This is a genomic window from Ruegeria sp. AF8 (genome assembly GCF_056541825.1).
The window spans coordinates 1-14,703 of sequence record NZ_JBQFYW010000027.1; the positions used below are offsets into that span (position 1 = coordinate 1).

At 53.0% G+C, this 14,703-nt stretch carries 15 protein-coding genes; 4 read left to right on the plus strand and 11 right to left on the minus strand.

The window, feature by feature from the left end:
* Positions 1-428: 428 nt before the first annotated feature.
* The 8 genes from ACR0AO_RS22960 to aptA form a co-directional block, all read right to left on the minus strand.
* The gene (locus tag ACR0AO_RS22960) at positions 429-725 is read right to left on the minus strand and encodes a helix-turn-helix domain-containing protein (protein ID WP_480608831.1); all 297 of its coding nucleotides are present in this window, start codon (positions 723-725) and stop codon (positions 429-431) included.
* On the minus strand, positions 722-1,132 hold the full coding sequence (locus ACR0AO_RS22965; protein WP_480608834.1) for a universal stress protein: 411 nt from the start codon (positions 1,130-1,132) through the stop codon (positions 722-724). The genes ACR0AO_RS22960 and ACR0AO_RS22965 overlap by 4 nt, the downstream gene beginning before the upstream one ends.
* A 137-nt stretch (positions 1,133-1,269) precedes the next feature.
* On the minus strand, positions 1,270-2,562 hold the full coding sequence (locus ACR0AO_RS22970; RefSeq protein WP_480608835.1) for a TRAP transporter large permease: 1,293 nt from the start codon (positions 2,560-2,562) through the stop codon (positions 1,270-1,272).
* Entirely contained in the window at positions 2,559-3,173 is a 615-nt protein-coding gene (locus ACR0AO_RS22975) for a TRAP transporter small permease (protein WP_480608837.1), read from the minus strand. The genes ACR0AO_RS22970 and ACR0AO_RS22975 overlap by 4 nt, the downstream gene beginning before the upstream one ends.
* Before the next feature lie 71 nt (positions 3,174-3,244).
* Positions 3,245-4,234 (minus strand): TRAP transporter substrate-binding protein DctP, encoded by a 990-nt coding sequence (gene dctP, locus ACR0AO_RS22980; protein ID WP_480608910.1) that lies wholly within the window; start codon positions 4,232-4,234, stop codon positions 3,245-3,247.
* A 104-nt stretch (positions 4,235-4,338) separates the two neighbouring features.
* Complete coding sequence (ald, locus tag ACR0AO_RS22985) at positions 4,339-5,448, minus strand: alanine dehydrogenase (RefSeq protein WP_480608840.1); 1,110 nt, start codon at positions 5,446-5,448, stop codon at positions 4,339-4,341.
* Between the two features lie 25 nt (positions 5,449-5,473).
* Positions 5,474-6,985, minus strand: a complete 1,512-nt coding sequence (locus ACR0AO_RS22990; RefSeq protein WP_480608841.1) for a CoA-acylating methylmalonate-semialdehyde dehydrogenase — start codon at positions 6,983-6,985, stop codon at positions 5,474-5,476.
* 34 nt (positions 6,986-7,019) lie between these two features.
* On the minus strand, positions 7,020-8,342 hold the full coding sequence (gene aptA, locus ACR0AO_RS22995) for an omega-aminotransferase AptA (RefSeq protein ID WP_480608843.1): 1,323 nt from the start codon (positions 8,340-8,342) through the stop codon (positions 7,020-7,022).
* A gap of 108 nt (positions 8,343-8,450) precedes the next feature.
* Here aptA and ACR0AO_RS23000 point away from each other — a divergent pair, with 108 nt between their 5' ends.
* Positions 8,451-9,053: a cupin domain-containing protein gene (locus ACR0AO_RS23000; protein WP_480608846.1), complete on the plus strand. Its 603-nt coding sequence runs from the start codon at positions 8,451-8,453 to the stop codon at positions 9,051-9,053.
* Between the two features lie 170 nt (positions 9,054-9,223).
* Here ACR0AO_RS23000 and ACR0AO_RS23005 read toward each other — a convergent pair whose 3' ends face one another.
* From ACR0AO_RS23005 to ACR0AO_RS23015, 3 genes are all read right to left on the minus strand, one after another.
* Positions 9,224-10,054 (minus strand): DUF4158 domain-containing protein, encoded by an 831-nt coding sequence (locus ACR0AO_RS23005; protein ID WP_480608849.1) that lies wholly within the window; start codon positions 10,052-10,054, stop codon positions 9,224-9,226.
* 333 nt (positions 10,055-10,387) lie between these two features.
* Positions 10,388-10,657: a hypothetical protein gene (locus ACR0AO_RS23010; protein WP_480608852.1), complete on the minus strand. Its 270-nt coding sequence runs from the start codon at positions 10,655-10,657 to the stop codon at positions 10,388-10,390.
* 353 nt (positions 10,658-11,010) lie between these two features.
* Entirely contained in the window at positions 11,011-11,391 is a 381-nt protein-coding gene (locus tag ACR0AO_RS23015; RefSeq protein ID WP_480608854.1) for a hypothetical protein, read from the minus strand.
* 429 nt (positions 11,392-11,820) lie between these two features.
* Between ACR0AO_RS23015 and ACR0AO_RS23020 the strand changes: the two genes are divergently transcribed.
* The 3 genes from ACR0AO_RS23020 to ACR0AO_RS23030 all read left to right on the plus strand — a co-directional run bounded on the left by ACR0AO_RS23020 (position 11,821) and on the right by ACR0AO_RS23030 (position 14,694).
* Entirely contained in the window at positions 11,821-12,504 is a 684-nt protein-coding gene (locus tag ACR0AO_RS23020) for an IS6 family transposase (RefSeq protein WP_480608857.1), read from the plus strand.
* A 304-nt stretch (positions 12,505-12,808) separates the two neighbouring features.
* Positions 12,809-13,951 (plus strand): RES domain-containing protein, encoded by a 1,143-nt coding sequence (locus ACR0AO_RS23025; RefSeq protein WP_480608859.1) that lies wholly within the window; start codon positions 12,809-12,811, stop codon positions 13,949-13,951.
* Positions 13,952-14,316: 365 nt separating this feature from the next.
* The gene (locus ACR0AO_RS23030; RefSeq protein ID WP_480608862.1) at positions 14,317-14,694 is read left to right on the plus strand and encodes a hypothetical protein; all 378 of its coding nucleotides are present in this window, start codon (positions 14,317-14,319) and stop codon (positions 14,692-14,694) included.
* The last annotated feature ends 9 nt before the right edge of the window (positions 14,695-14,703 follow it).

Genomic DNA, 14,703 nt, shown 5'->3' on the forward strand with positions numbered 1-14,703 from the left:
TTCAAAGGCCGCGCAACAGGCCGAACACATGTCAGTACCCGAACCAATGCAATTGCCGGCCAAATTACCTCTTGCGTTTTGGGCGTCTACACATGTTGCAAAGTTTTGACCATTGACGCTCGCTTCGCCAGCAGGTGAATGACTATCGGATTAATCAAGTCGAAAGTCTGTTCATGATCTCTTTCAAAGGTGCACAATAAGGGAAGCCAACCCAACCCATATTTGGGAGTCTCATTATCCTAAATTGCTGCCCATTGGCTCTAAACAGTTTTGGATCTCGAAATTTGCGAGTTTGCACAGCCAAATTCTGTTAAATAATGCTGCTACCAGCTATCGGTTTAAGTTTCATTTGCGATAGTTGAGCTACTCAGCTTCAAAGAGCTGGCACGTTCTCACATTCAAGCCCTTAGCGATCTGAATGATCGTTTTTACCCAGGGGTTTCTTCCCCGCGCTCAATCCCACCAATATAGGTTCTGTCTAACTCCACAAAATAGGCAAAGCCTTTCTGGGAAAGGCCTTTCGCCTTTCTCAGTTCTCGCACCCGACGTCCGAATGCTCGTATCCGCGATCTAAGCTTGCGATCGCTGTATTGTTGCTCTGATGGCGTGCGTTGTCGTGGCGCATCCGCGACGTATCTGTCCCATAGGGTATCCTTCCATTCCGTAGAATGGATGGCACCATCAAACCTTGGGATTAAACACCTAGCCACTTCCGAAAAATTCATTGACGGAGCACATGCACCGAACACTGAGCGTGGCGAACAACGAGGGCTGCCGTTGAGCCCAGGAAGAATTCCTTCATTCCGGGTCTATGCGAAGCAAGGACGATACAATCGATGCCATGTTTGTTTGCATACTCGGTGATTGCTCGGCCAGCTGATTGGCTCTCGATCAAGACTGAAGAAACGCTGGTTTCTCCCTTCAAACGTTCGGCTAAACTCGCCTTCGCTTTTTGGAGAGATTTTTCGGCGATATCTTCGTCCATATAGTACATTATCTGCCTGTTCGGCGGTTCGTGAATATGCGCCGCAGTGATTTTTCCACCTTCGGATACGAGAGCGTGTGCCGCCGAGAGTGCGTGATCACTGATGCCATGCTCAAGAGACAGCGCTACTAAGATGTTATTGTACATTTCAAACCTCTAGTTACAGGTTTCCGTTTTCTGCTGCTAACTTGTCTCTCCCACTTGATCTTTGAGAGAGCTCTCAGGCACCCCAGTCGTTTGATTGGGGTGCGCGCAATTTTATTTTGTCTTGCACTTTCCCGCGGCTACCTGCTGAGCAGGAGGTCCGGCAAGAAGAGAGCCAATTCTGGTACGAAGGTTGTCAGCATCAGCGTGGGAAGCCAGGCAAAGACAATGAAGATCAAAGTCGGCCACAGCATGCGCGAAACCGGCTCATCACAGACCTGAGCGCCAAGATAGAGCAGTGGCGCTGTAGGCGGTGTAATGTTTGCCATACCCAGGTTCACGCCAATCACAGCCGCAAAATGGATCGGATCCATGCCAGTGCTCTGTGCAATAGGCAGCAAGATTGGTGTCGCCAGAAGCAGGCCCGAAATATCATCCATTAACATCCCGATCAGGATCAAAACGATGTTGATCATCAACAAGACCACAATCGGGTTATTCGAAACAGAATAGACCATATTTTTGGCCAACTGTGGGGCACCTTGCGCGATCAAGTTGTCGGATACGATCAGGACCATGAAGATCATGACCATGACCACGCCAATAGTTACGCCTGAGTTCTGAATGGTCAGTACAAGGGTTTTCCAAGTCAGACCACGGTAGAAGTAAATCGCAATCGGGATTGAGTAGACGACGGCGATACCAGCGGCTTCGGTTGGTGTCATGATGCCGCCATAGATTCCACCCAGAATGATAAGAGGCATCATCAGTGCCGGGCCGGCCAGGCGTGTCTGTACTCCGAACGTTGGCAGGAATGGCTTGGGGCGCTCTGTCAGCTTAATTTCGTCGTATTTCCGCAGCATGAACTGATTGACCACAATCAGAAGTGTGATCAGGATGAGCGCCGGTAGAACCGTAGATAGAAAGCACTTCAGAACGTGTTGCTGCGCGACCCAGCCATACAGGATCATCGTGGAGCTTGGCGGGATCAAAAGACCCAGCGGACTTGCCGCTACGATTAGCGCTGCCGATTGTCCACCCGGATAATTTGCCTTTTTCAGGTGAGGCATCATGATGCCCCCAATGCAGGTAAGCGTCGCATTCGCACTACCGGAAATGGAGCCAAATACCCCACAGGCCAATACCCCTGCGGCGCTCAGACCACCTTTGACATGGCCGATAAACATTTCCGCCAGCGAGACAAGGGGAGCTGCGATCTTACCTTTTTCCATGATGCCGCCAGCGATCATGAAGAGCGGGATGGCCAGAAGTACCAGTGAACGGATGCCTGTAGAGCCGGTCGGCAGATAACCGGTAATCGATTGATCTCCAACAAGGGCGATGAATATCAAGACAGCTCCGAATGCCACATACACGCTGACGCCCAGAAGCAGCATAAAGCAGACAATAAGGAGACTTCCGGTAATGATCATTGGACTTCTCCCTTACGCATTTCTGATCTCAGGGGCAGACCGAGCCCCTTGCGGATATGCACGTACAGATAAGCAGCGGTGAACGTTGCCATGAAGCCAAAGGCAATCATGATTCCAATCCGCCAAGTGACAAACGGTATTCGCAATACGGGAGTTGCGCGTAGCCGCGGAAACGAGAAATCATCAAGAAGAGAGACATAACACGCATACATAAGGAACAAGATCACCAGCACCTCAATCGAGAGGACGATGAATCCGCGCCACCAGATCAGTCGAGGATTTTGGATCACGATGCCAAGAATATCCGCGTTGATATGCAGATTGCGCGCTGAGGCCAGAACGGCACCTGCAAAAAAGCCTATGATACTGATGCCCAGAAGCCATTCTTCGTAGGCAAATAGATCGCCGCCAAATCCATACCGGATGACAACAACGGCCCCAAATGTGAACGCCATCAAGAACCCGGAAAGCATGACAATCTGCCTCATGACAAACGCCACCGCTTTCAACGGATATCCAACAACTACCGGCAGTTCGTCAGTGATTTTTTGCGAGCTCTTCTTTTCAGCGCTTTCGACAATCACAGGACGCTCAGCTTCTGAACTAGACATCTTTCTCCCTCCCTTTGTTGAGCTAAAGATCAAGAAAGGGCCAACTGATGTGTTGGCCCTTTCCCTTAATTTTATTGTTGCTGATTAGCTGCCAGCAGGCGGTCGATGATGTCCTGACCGACGTTTTGTGCCATCGCGGGCCAGACTGTCTCTTGAACATGAGCCGCCATCGCAGCTTGCTCCTCATCGTTCAGGCGCAGGATGGTGTAGCCTTTGTCGAGCAGTTTCTGACCGAAAACGTCGTCATTCTCACGGTTGTAAGCAAAGAAGTCTTTGGACGCTTTGGTCATTGCTGCCTGCAGCGCATCACGCTGTTCGTCGTTCAGCTTGTCGAGTGTCCGCTGCGACGCGTAGAAAGTTGTCAGTTCCGATATTGAGTTGTACTCGACAAAATGGGTGCCAACATCCGACTTGGCGAAGATCGAGTAGGTCGCGGTCTTGGTGCAGCAGATCGCCCCATCGACGATACCGGCCTGAAGCGCCGGGAAGATGTCGCCCCATGCCATGGTCGTCGCCTGGTAACCCAGCTCTTCGACCATCGACTTCACGACACTGGACGACCAAACACGAATGTTCATGCCCTTGTCGTCAAATGTGTTCCAGTTCCCGGGCTCTTGCGACGCGACGATGCCGATGAACCCTTCAGGGTTCTGCGCCATCACGCGAACACCGTATTCGTCGGTGATCTCTTGCAAGATGGTATTGAATTCGGAATCCATGTTGAGCAGGGTCTTTTCCATGTCATCCCATCCGCCCAGCAGGAACGGCATAGACAGGAATTCCAGGCGTGGATCGGTATCGGCATAGATGAACGCCGATGCCAGGTCGATATTTCCGCGTGCGACGTCTTCGAATAGCGCCTCACCGGAGCCCAGCTGGTTGGCCGGGAATACTTCGATCGCCAGGCCGACATCCGCAGCTGCGACGTCCGCTGCGACTTGCTCCATCATCTTCGTGCCCTGATGATCGATCGGGAACACGCCGGCAAAACGCAGTGTCATGTCATCTGCTGTAGCAGCTGTTGATATTGTGGTTGCAGCAAGCAAAACGGCACCGCCCATCGCGCCGAGGGCGCGGCGGTTAATCTTCGTAGTCATTAAGGTTTCCTCCTCGGTATTGAGTTTCCTGCTGCACCACGTGCAGCAAGACCTTTCTTTGCCTCAAATCAGCAAAGTTCCGGGGCGACGAACTCGTATCCGAGATCATCGGCCACAGCCTTGTACGTCACCTTGCCATGGGCCACGTTCAGGCCGTTCATCAGGTGACGATTATCCGCAAGCGCCTGTTTCCAGCCATTGTTGGCAATGGCCAGAGCGTGCGGCAGCGTTACGTTGTTCAATGCGTAGGTCGAAGTCCGGGCGACTGCGCCCGGCATGTTGGCGACACAGTAATGAACAACATCGCCGACAACGTAAGTGGGCTCTTCGTGAGTGGTGGCTTTGGACGTTTCAAAGCAGCCGCCCTGATCGATCGCCACGTCCACGACGACCGCACCGGGTTTCATTTTCGAGATCAGCTCGCGCGAGACCAGCTTGGGCGCAGCAGCGCCCGGGATCAGAACCGCACCCACAACCAGATCGGCGTTGGTGACCTCTTCTTCCAGTGCAGCTTTGGTCGAATAGACAACTTTGGCCGACGCCTCGAAATGGTTCTCCAGCTTCTCAAGAACGGCGGGGTTGCGGTCCAGAATGGTCACGTCCGCGTGCAGGCCGACGGCCATTTGGGCCGCGTTGAAGCCAACGACACCACCGCCGATAACCACGACCTTGCCGGGCTTCACACCGGGCACGCCGCCCAGCAATACGCCCAGACCACCCTTGGCCTTTTCCAGCGCACTGGCACCGGCCTGGATCGACATGCGGCCTGCAACCTGGCTCATCGGTTTCAGCAATGGCAAGCCGCCATTGTCGTCGGTGACGGTCTCGTAAGCGATGCAGACCGCGCCCGAATTGATCAGATCCTTGGTCTGCTCCGGATCAGGCGCCAGATGCAGATAGGTGTAAAGGATCTGGCCTTCGCGCAGCATGCCGCGTTCCACGGCCTGAGGTTCCTTTACCTTCACGATCATCTCAGCATTGGCAAAGATGTCGGCAGCAGTTTCCGCAATCTCGGCACCAGCGGCGCGATAGGCGTCGTCGTCCGCGCCAATGCCAACACCGGCGTTGGTTTCTACGACGACGTTGTGGCCGTGCGAGACCAGTTCCGCGACACTTTCGGGGGTCAGGCCGACGCGATATTCGTGGTTCTTGATTTCCTTGGGAACACCAATGAACATGTGTTTCACTCCTTGGATCGGATGTTCATTTCGCCGTCGGCATGACGAACTCGGCACCTTCCGAGATGCTTTCGGGCCAACGCTGCATGATGGATTTCTGCTTGGTGTAGAAACGAACACCCTCTTCGCCATAGGCATGCATGTCGCCGAACAAGCTTTTCTTCCAGCCGCCAAAACCGTGCCAGGCCATCGGAACCGGGATCGGAACGTTGACGCCGACCATGCCGACCTGAACCTGCTTGCCAAACTCACGTGCAACATTGCCGTCGCGGGTGAACAGCGACACGCCGTTGCCGAACTCGTGGTCGTTGATCAGTTGCAGGCCTTCGACGAAGCTTGAGACGCGGACGCAGGACAGAACCGGGCCGAAAATCTCTTCCTTATAGATTTTCATGTCGGGGGTGACGTTGTCGAACAGAGTTCCACCAAGGAAATAGCCTTCTTCGTGCCCTTCGACGGTGTAGTCGCGGCCGTCGACCAGCAGGTCAGCACCTTCTTCTACGCCAGCGTCGATGTACCCTTTGATGCGGTCACGTGCGGCGGCAGTGACAATCGGGCCCATCTCGGCGTCCAGTTCGAGGCCGTTTTTGACCTTCAGGGTTTCGGCACGTTCCTTCAGGACCGGCATCAGCTTGTCGGCGGCATCGCCAACCAGCAGGGCAACCGAGATCGCCATGCAGCGCTCTCCGGCCGAGCCATAGGCCGCGCCGATTAGTGCGTCGGCTGCCTTATTCATATCGGCGTCCGGCATCACCAGCATGTGGTTCTTTGCGCCACCCAGCGCCTGAACGCGCTTGCCGTGACGCGCACCGACCTCGTAGATATAGTTGGCAATCGGTGTCGAACCGACGAAGGACACGGCCTTGACGTCGTCATTTTCCAGCAACGCATCCACGGCGACCTTGTCACCTTGAACGACGTTGAACACGCCGTCCGGGAAACCGGCCTTCTGCATCAGATCCGCGTAGAGCAAGGATGCGGACGGATCGGTCGGAGACGGTTTCAGGATAAAGGTATTGCCTGCGGCGATGGCGATCGGGAACATCCACATCGGCACCATGACCGGGAAGTTGAAGGGAGTGATCCCGGCGACAACACCCAACGCCTGACGCGTGGTCCAGTTGTCCATGCCAGTGGAGACTTGCTCTGTGTAATCGCCCTTTAGGAGTTGCGGGATACCGCAGGCAAACTCGATGATGTCGATGCCGCGCTCAACTTCACCCTGCGCATCTGTGAACACCTTGCCGTGTTCGACAGTGATGGCGCGGGCCAGATTGTCCTTATGCTCGCGCACCAGGGCCAGAAAATTGTTCATCAGGCGGGCGCGGCGGATAGGCGGTGTGTTTGACCACTTCGGGAACGCGGCTTTGGCCGCGGCCACTGCGTCGTCGACAGTCTGGACGTTCGCCAGTGACACCTCGCCGGTTTGCGCACCGGTTGCGGGATTGAAAACCGGCTGAGTATTCTCACCGGATGGCGCAGTGATTTGACCATTAATGTAGTGGCCGATCAAAGCGATCGGGGATGCATCTTTCATGATGTCAGTCCTTTTTGGGGTTAGAAGTCAGGGGTTATGGCAGGTCAGCCAATACCTCTCCAAGTGTTTGACAAAGTTTTGTTATTTCGGGTTCCGATATGATCAGAGGTGGAGACAAGGCGATGATGTCACCTGTGACACGGATCATTATTCCGGCGTCCCAGGCTCGTTTCATTGCATCATAACCCCGTGCCCCAGGCGCGCCCTCTCGTGGTGCAAGCTCGACCGCGCCCACCAATCCCAGATTGCGGATATCGACTACGTTCGGCAGACCTTTGAGGCTGTGAAGCTGATCCTCCCAGGGCTGCGATAGCAATGCAGCGCGGCGGAACAAATCATTCTGCTTGTAACTCTCCAGCGTAGCCAGCGCAGCAGCGCAGGACACAGGGTTGGCGGAATAGGTATAGCCATGGAACAGCTCAATCGGCGCATCTGCGTTTTCCATAGCCGAGTCATAGATGGCATCGGAAACGATGACCGCACCCATCGGAATAACGCCGTTGGTCAGGCCTTTGGCGGTTGTGATGATGTCCGGCGTCACATTGAAGTACTCCGATGCTGTCGCCGCACCCAAACGACCGAACGCGGTGATGACCTCGTCGAAAATCAACAGGATGCCATGGCGGTTGCAGATTTCGCGCAGCTGCTTCAGGTATCCTTTCGGCGGCAACAGCACACCGGTGGACCCGGCCATCGGCTCAACGATTACTGCTGCAATCGTCGACGCGTCATGCAGCGCAACCAGTCGTTCCAGATCGTCTGCCAGTTCCGCGCCATGTTCCGGACACCCGCGTGAGAATGCGTTTTTCTCCGGGTCATGCGTGTGGCGCAGATGATCGACGCCAGTGAGGAGCGTCCCGAAGTGCATCCGGTTCTTCACGATGCCGCCGACTGAGATGCCGCCGAAGCCAGTGCCGTGGTAACCACGCTCACGCCCGATCAAACGCGTACGTGCCCCGTCACCGCGCATCCGATGGTAATGCAGCGCAATCTTGAGCGCCGTGTCGACAGACTCAGAGCCGGAGTTGGTGAAGAAAGCGTGGTTCATTCCCTCAGGCATCATCGCTGTCAGCTTTGCCGACAACTCAAACGCCTGAGGGTGGGAGAACTGGAAGTTCGGGGCGTAATCCAACTCGTGCACCTGTTTATGCACGGCTTCAACGATCAGCGGATCACGGTGACCTGCATTGACGCACCACAGCCCGGCGGTGCCATCCATGACCTTGCGCCCATCAGAGCTGGTATAATACATCCCTTCGGCCGACTGGATCATACGGGGCTCGCGAAGGAAATCACGATTGGCTGAAAACGGCATCCAAAACGATGACATTGTGTTGGGTTGATCGAGCACGTCCATTCCTCGTGAAGCAGATTTTCATTTGGTGCCAAATCCTTGCAAAGTTCAGACACTCCGCACACCCGGATTTATTGAAATCTGTAAGCTATTGAAAAACAGAGTGACGGCATGCTAAATGCTTTCGATCAAAAGCGAGAAATCATTGAGGTAACGGTTTTGGCATCGGATTTGGAAACGGCTCGTCGCCTAAAACTGATTCGAACAACTAAAGGTCTCAGTCAGCGAGAGATGGCCAAACGCGCGGGAGTGGGTAGCGGGACGATTTCTCAAATCGAAAGTGGATCAACCCAGCCTTCGGTGGCACTGCTCAAGAAGATCCTCGCAGGTGTCGACGTCAACCTGGGGTTTTTCTTCAGTTTCGAATTGCAGAACGAAGACAGCTTCTATTTTCCTCACAGCAGCATGTGCGATCTTGGATCCCCTGGTGTTTCCTATCTTCTTGTCGCCGGCGAACGCCGAGACAGAAAACTACAGATGCTCATAGAAGAGTATGATGTCGGCGCTGACTCGGGTCGCGCAGAACTGTCGCATGAAGGCGAGGAATGCGCGGTTGTCATAGAAGGTCGGCTTGAAGTGACGGTAGATGGGCAGTCCAGAGTGCTAGACCCGGGTGACGCATATTACTTCTCGAGTATATTGCCCCACCGCTTCCGAAACGCTGGTGATATTCCCTGCAAGGTAATCAGCGCTTGCACCCCTTCATCATTTTGAATCGCAAAATCCACTATAGTATATTAGGCATTGCCAACTTGTTTGCGCGTTCTGAACTGGTTACCGCTCACGCATGAAGATACCGAGCAAAATACCGCGCCTGAAGGGTTTTCGTTTTCCACCAACTCATACCATCACGCCTGAGCTGATGCCTTCGACCTCTGGAACGACTATGCTGCCGAATTGACCACCTGACAGGCTGGGCAGGCCAACCTGTTAAATTCGGTCAAAACAAGTTGGCAATCACGGCGGATGATTTCCATCAGGAGATGGGACGCCTTGTCAGAGCTTTGTTGTTCGGCCTTTCGAAAGCTTCGACCCAACAATTTATCGAACATATCCAGTGCAAGATCGGTGAGTTGTTCTTCAGGCCGAAAGCAGGCGGCCGACAAAACCGCCCACAACCATGGCAAGGCCATACGCCTTAGGTTTTGCACCGTGGTCCGCAAGCCTTCACCGGCCAGATTGTCGAGTGCCAATATCGAGATATTCTTACGCAAACTGGCGGGCAACCCGATCGCCCGGACCACCGTCAGGCGATCCAGAACAGCCTTGATGGATTTGGCGGAAGCTGATTTAGGTGCCGCCTTCAACCAACTCAGCGTCGAAACCTCGCCCGATTCAGGTGGAGCAATCAATGCACGCAGGGCGTCGTGGTGATCCGAATGCAGGTCTCGGGTCAGAGCGGAAATCCTGACGTTTTCCGCGCGCTGGATTGCGTGCCTGACAATCAGTTCAACGGTGCGGCGCGCCGGAACCAGGATACGCCGCCTTCTCAGTTCTTCGATCAGCGAGATTGCCAAGGGCGCTGGCCGCGGGTCTTCTCCTGCAGATGGTGTCAGCCAATGAACAAGCTCCAGCACAAGAGATCTTGTGAAAGCTTGTTGGCCGAACCGAACCATGATTTGCGCGATATGTTCGCGTCGCGTCTGCGAGCGTCGATCATAGACCGCGACATCGGAGGCGCTGGCATCAACCTGATCTGCAAGGAAGGCCAGCATAAAGTCGTTGGGCTGTTCTCCAACCTCTCGAACCCGACCTAGGTGGTACAGATAAGTGTAGTGGCTTGAGATTATAAATCGTTGGGCGCGAGATTATCGCTGATTCTGGCCCAGATTATTTGAGACTGTAAATCGGTTTGGGATCAGATTGCTCGCGACTGGGCTCAGAGAAATTGAGACGAGCTCACATTGCTGAGATTGGATGCAGTGGTCTGAGATTACCGAAAACAAGAACGAGCTGACGTTGGTACGACCACAGGATACGAGAACCTAACCTGAGTTAATAATCAGGAGCAATGCGTAGACCATGCTTCCTTCACAATCCAAACAGATTCAAGATTTAAAGCCATAAAACCGTCTGAGGTACAACCGGCGAAGATAGAACAGCGCTGCACCAAGGCCCATGGCAATCAATCCGGTTGTGACGCCCGCCATCAAATGTTGGAAGGCGGGCACAACATAGTAGGTATCGCCCGTCGCGATTGCATCCGATGCTGCCGGAACAAAACGGCGTTGTATCACGTATGTGTTGGCTGCAATAAGAACGAGTAACAGACCATGAAGGATCAAAGCCCATTGCAACAGGTAAAGGGCGAAATCCATGATCTGGCGTACGCTTTTCACCCTTTTGTGCTCATGATGCGGTCAAGTTCACTCAGGTTTAAAGGCTCACATGCGAGGTTTTTCTTGTATGAGACAAATGGCAGCCAAAGGAAAGGCTACCTCATCCAAGAAAATTCGCTAGGGCAATACTTTTCATCAGTTTTGTTTTTTGTTACGTATGTTTCCGAAAGTACTTCGTAGAAGTCGTCGAGATCATCTCCCCAAATCCCAAGGTCTTACACAACACGAGTCTCTGAGGACAACCCAGAAACTTCATTTTCTGAGTAGCCAAATTTCTTTAGAGATTCCTTGGTTCTGGGGGGATTGCCTTTTCGATTATGAGAGATCTCGTTTTAAGTGGTTTTCCTGTGAATGAAAGCCACGGTAACAATTGCGGCGAAGCCGGGAAGCCAAAAGAAAGTTAGCAAGGAAAACGGCAAGTGATCAAGCAAGTATGCAGAAATACTGCCTGGCAGGAAACCTCTAAGTGGTTGCTGCCAAGTGAAATCCAGAAGTGCTGGCAGGGTCAATATTGTTGTAATAACAGCGGCTTTCCATCCCAATATTTTGTTGAGAGTTAAAAAAACTAATGGAGGTAGAGCGCAAATGACAATGGAGTTAAACCCTATTTCCTGCTGGGGTGCGGCGTAACTTGCTAAATAAAGCCAAACAACGAAGACGGTCAGAAAGACAGCTGCTCCCCACAACACGTGCTTTTTATTTAATGTCACCAAAGGATACTACCTCCCCGGCTGCGGAATGCGGCGGAGGCGCCGTTCAAGTCTTGATGGGAATCTTGTCGTTCTGAGATTTCTAAATGGCCCTATTCCATCTAGAACACCGGAGACAGATTTTGCGCATCCAAATAGTTTTTTCATCACATGATCTCCCAATCTTTCACGCCAGCCAAGGGCTTCGGCTTTCTGGATCATAATGCGGTTCTGGTTGCTGAGATACCGATACCTGTCATGCAGGCTGACGGGCACGGCACTGGAATTCGGGTAGCGTTCGATAAATTCGGTGCGGACAAGATTGTAGTAGGCTGACCCTTTCTTGACCACTACGTCGGCACAACTCGGGGGTTCTGCCGCAAACTCCGTCGCCAACTGTCAGATCAAACGCAGTTCTGGTAACGCGTGCTGGAACATGACAGGGGGAAATCCGTGACTATCTCTTTCAAAGGCGCGCATTTTCCGAAAGACGTGATTTTGCACGCGGTGTATTTCTATCTTCGTTATTCTGTGTCCTACCGGGATCTGGAAGAAATTCTGGCCGAGCGTGGCGTCAAGGTAGATCAGGCGACGCTGAACCGCTGGATCGTCAAATACGCACCTCTGATCGCCGACCGAGCACGTCGCCAGAAGCGTTGCTGCGATCGGTCCTGGCGAATGGACGAAACCTATGCGCGCGTCAAAGGAGAATGGGTCTACCTATACCGGGCGGTCGACAAACACGGTAAAACCCTTAACTTCTTGCTGTCCAAACGGCAGAATAAAGCTGCGGCGACAAAGTTCTTCGCTCGTGCGCTCGAGGTAAACGGGCTCCCAAGAAAGATAGTGATCGACAAAAGCGGCGCCAATACGGCCGGTATCAAAGCCTTCAACAAGATGTTGAAAGGTTTTGGTTGTCCGATCCCAATCGAGATACTGAGGCGGAAACTCCAAAATAACATCATTGAACAAGACCACCGATTTATCAAACGCCGGATCCGCCCAATGCTCGGTTTCAAGTCATTCGCCTCCGCTTCTGCAACGCTTGACGGGATTGAAGTTGCGCACATGATCCTAAAGGGTCAGTTCGGACTCGGAACCTGTCCGTTCAAGCAGTTTGCGGAACTAGCCGTCTAAACTCAGCAACTTCCGGCAAGCAATCATACTTCAGAAAAGAATGCGACAATGCCCGTGGCCTTCGCATCAAACCGCGTGGGATAACGCGTATCACATTGTGATGTGGGGCGATCCAAAGTAGTCAACTCGCGGCTTGCCCCGCAAAAAATAGGCGCCTCTACGCGCTGAAGAACGCCAGATATGGGCAAACTGAACAAGAAGAAAATTATGCACGCAGAGGCCCAAGTTGAACGGAAGAAATGTCGAAGAACTGAAATCCAAGGCAATTTGCTCTGATTGCATATCCGAACCTTATCTGTCCGAAGTGATAACCGCGGAAGGAGATGACCGAGATTGCAGTTATTGCGGGGATGCCGACGTCGCGGTTGATCTCGACACGTTGGCGGACAAGGTTGAGCTGGAGTTCACACACCATTTTATCCGCACCTCCGGTGAGCCGGATTTTTTTCAGTACCTAATGCGGAAAGACAAGGAGAGCGACTACCAATGGTCTCGCGAGGGGCAAGAAACGGCCTATGCCATCATGGATGTCGCGCAGATTTCTGAAACCGCCTTTGATGTCCAAGCCATCCTGAAAGAGCGACATGATGATTTCGACGCATCTGCAGCCGGGATTGAAACCGAGTTTTCTTCGGGCGCGCGTTACGAGGAGATCATGCCCGACGACGACGCATGGTATAAGGAATGGCGCAAATTTGAAGAACTGATCAAGACCGAAGCCCGGTTCTTCATCAGGACCATCGCATCCTATCCCGGACGGCTGTTTGATCATATCGACGAGATGCAAACCAGGGACGGCAAACCGCTCGTAGTAGACGCGGGTCCGGATTCAAAGATCACACACCTCTACCGGGCCAGAGTGTTTCAATCCGATGATCCACTGAAGACGGCAATGAAGCGCCCTGACAAGGAACTTGCCGCCCCGCCCTCACATGTTGCCGGCGCAGGGCGTAGGAACGCCAAGGGCATCTCCGTGTTTTATGGCGCGACGAAGCGGAAAATTGTGCTGGCAAAGGTGCGCTCACCCGTCGGAAGCCAGGTGCTTGTCTCGCGCTTCGAAATTACCCGTCCGCTGAAGCTGCTTGATTTGTCTGCCGTCGGCAATGTGCGGGAGATCGGTAGCATATTCGATCCCGGTTTTGCCAACCGTCTCGGCCGTATGCTGTTTCTGAGCACGTTGAGCGACCTTATGGCTCGCCCTGTCATGCCAGATGATCAGGACACCGAATATCTGCCTACCCAGGCCGTTGCCGATTACCTGGCGACGGAAAGTTGTCGCTCGACGGTATACTGTTCCCATCAGTTCAGATCGGAGGCAAGGGCCGCAACGTGGTGTTGTTTCACGAGGCATCACGATGCGCTGAAATGGAGTTTCCCGACGGCACGGAAATGCACGCTGAAACCTATAGTTCATATGCCGAGGGTCCGGAGATTGACTACACCGTGACAGAAGAAGTTCCTCTCGCAACAGAGGACACCAAAAAAAATGAAAGTTGCGCCTTTTCCGTTCGGCGATGATTGGCCAGGAGAAGATGATCCCGCCCCGCGCAACGTCGCGCTGAGAATTGAGCCAGAATCGCTACGGGTTCATCGTATCTGAGCGGTCAAATCAAGTCGAAAAGATTCGAAGTTCGGAGGCGTCGTTGGGAAAAGCGTGACGCTGATTTTTAGAGTTCCCAGAACGAAAAAACTTTGATCGATAAAGTGTGTCACCCAATCATGGTGTGCAGTCATTCACCGTAGCGTAGCTCAAATTCTTCTTTGCCAACTAAGCCGACTTCCGATATCCCAAACCATTGGTTACCAAAGGCTATGAATGAAATTAGCCAACAGCTTCTTTATCAGCGTTTACACAATCGCATCATTGAGCAACTAGACCACTCTTCGTCACTTTGCGGTGTGTCTGAAGTTGGTGCATTCGAAACGTTAGAGTGCATATACGATTTCCTGCCGATAGATTTTGATGTTGTACCAGAACTGTTTGACGAAGAAGAACGAAATGCGATTTCGGATTTTTTGGAGATTGCCGACAAGGCTGCCAAGGAAACCCATCGAGACACTTGGGAACTCGCTGCGTACAAACAATCTACAACGTGGGTCGAACTAACTCGCAGGGCAAAGTTGGGGTTTGCAGTGTTCATGCGAAGAGGGCGGTTCTCAGAGGACGAAGAGGAGAGCCTGACCGGCTAATTCAATGCC

What these genes read in the sequence shown, in the direction of transcription:
- ACR0AO_RS22960 (WP_480608831.1), bottom strand. Translation starts at nt 725, where the DNA reads ATGAATTTTTCGGAAGTGGCTAGGTGTTTAATCCCAAGGTTTGATGGT.
- ACR0AO_RS22965 (WP_480608834.1), bottom strand. Translation starts at nt 1,132, where the DNA reads ATGTACAATAACATCTTAGTAGCGCTGTCTCTTGAGCATGGCATCAGT.
- ACR0AO_RS22970 (WP_480608835.1), bottom strand. Translation starts at nt 2,562, where the DNA reads ATGATCATTACCGGAAGTCTCCTTATTGTCTGCTTTATGCTGCTTCTG.
- ACR0AO_RS22975 (WP_480608837.1), bottom strand. Translation starts at nt 3,173, where the DNA reads ATGTCTAGTTCAGAAGCTGAGCGTCCTGTGATTGTCGAAAGCGCTGAA.
- dctP (WP_480608910.1), bottom strand. Translation starts at nt 4,234, where the DNA reads ATGGGCGGTGCCGTTTTGCTTGCTGCAACCACAATATCAACAGCTGCT.
- ald (WP_480608840.1), bottom strand. Translation starts at nt 5,448, where the DNA reads ATGTTCATTGGTGTTCCCAAGGAAATCAAGAACCACGAATATCGCGTC.
- ACR0AO_RS22990 (WP_480608841.1), bottom strand. Translation starts at nt 6,985, where the DNA reads ATGAAAGATGCATCCCCGATCGCTTTGATCGGCCACTACATTAATGGT.
- aptA (WP_480608843.1), bottom strand. Translation starts at nt 8,342, where the DNA reads ATGGACGTGCTCGATCAACCCAACACAATGTCATCGTTTTGGATGCCG.
- ACR0AO_RS23000 (WP_480608846.1), top strand. Translation starts at nt 8,451, where the DNA reads ATGCTAAATGCTTTCGATCAAAAGCGAGAAATCATTGAGGTAACGGTT.
- ACR0AO_RS23005 (WP_480608849.1), bottom strand. Translation starts at nt 10,054, where the DNA reads ATGCTGGCCTTCCTTGCAGATCAGGTTGATGCCAGCGCCTCCGATGTC.
- ACR0AO_RS23010 (WP_480608852.1), bottom strand. Translation starts at nt 10,657, where the DNA reads ATGGATTTCGCCCTTTACCTGTTGCAATGGGCTTTGATCCTTCATGGT.
- ACR0AO_RS23030 (WP_480608862.1), top strand. Translation starts at nt 14,317, where the DNA reads ATGAATGAAATTAGCCAACAGCTTCTTTATCAGCGTTTACACAATCGC.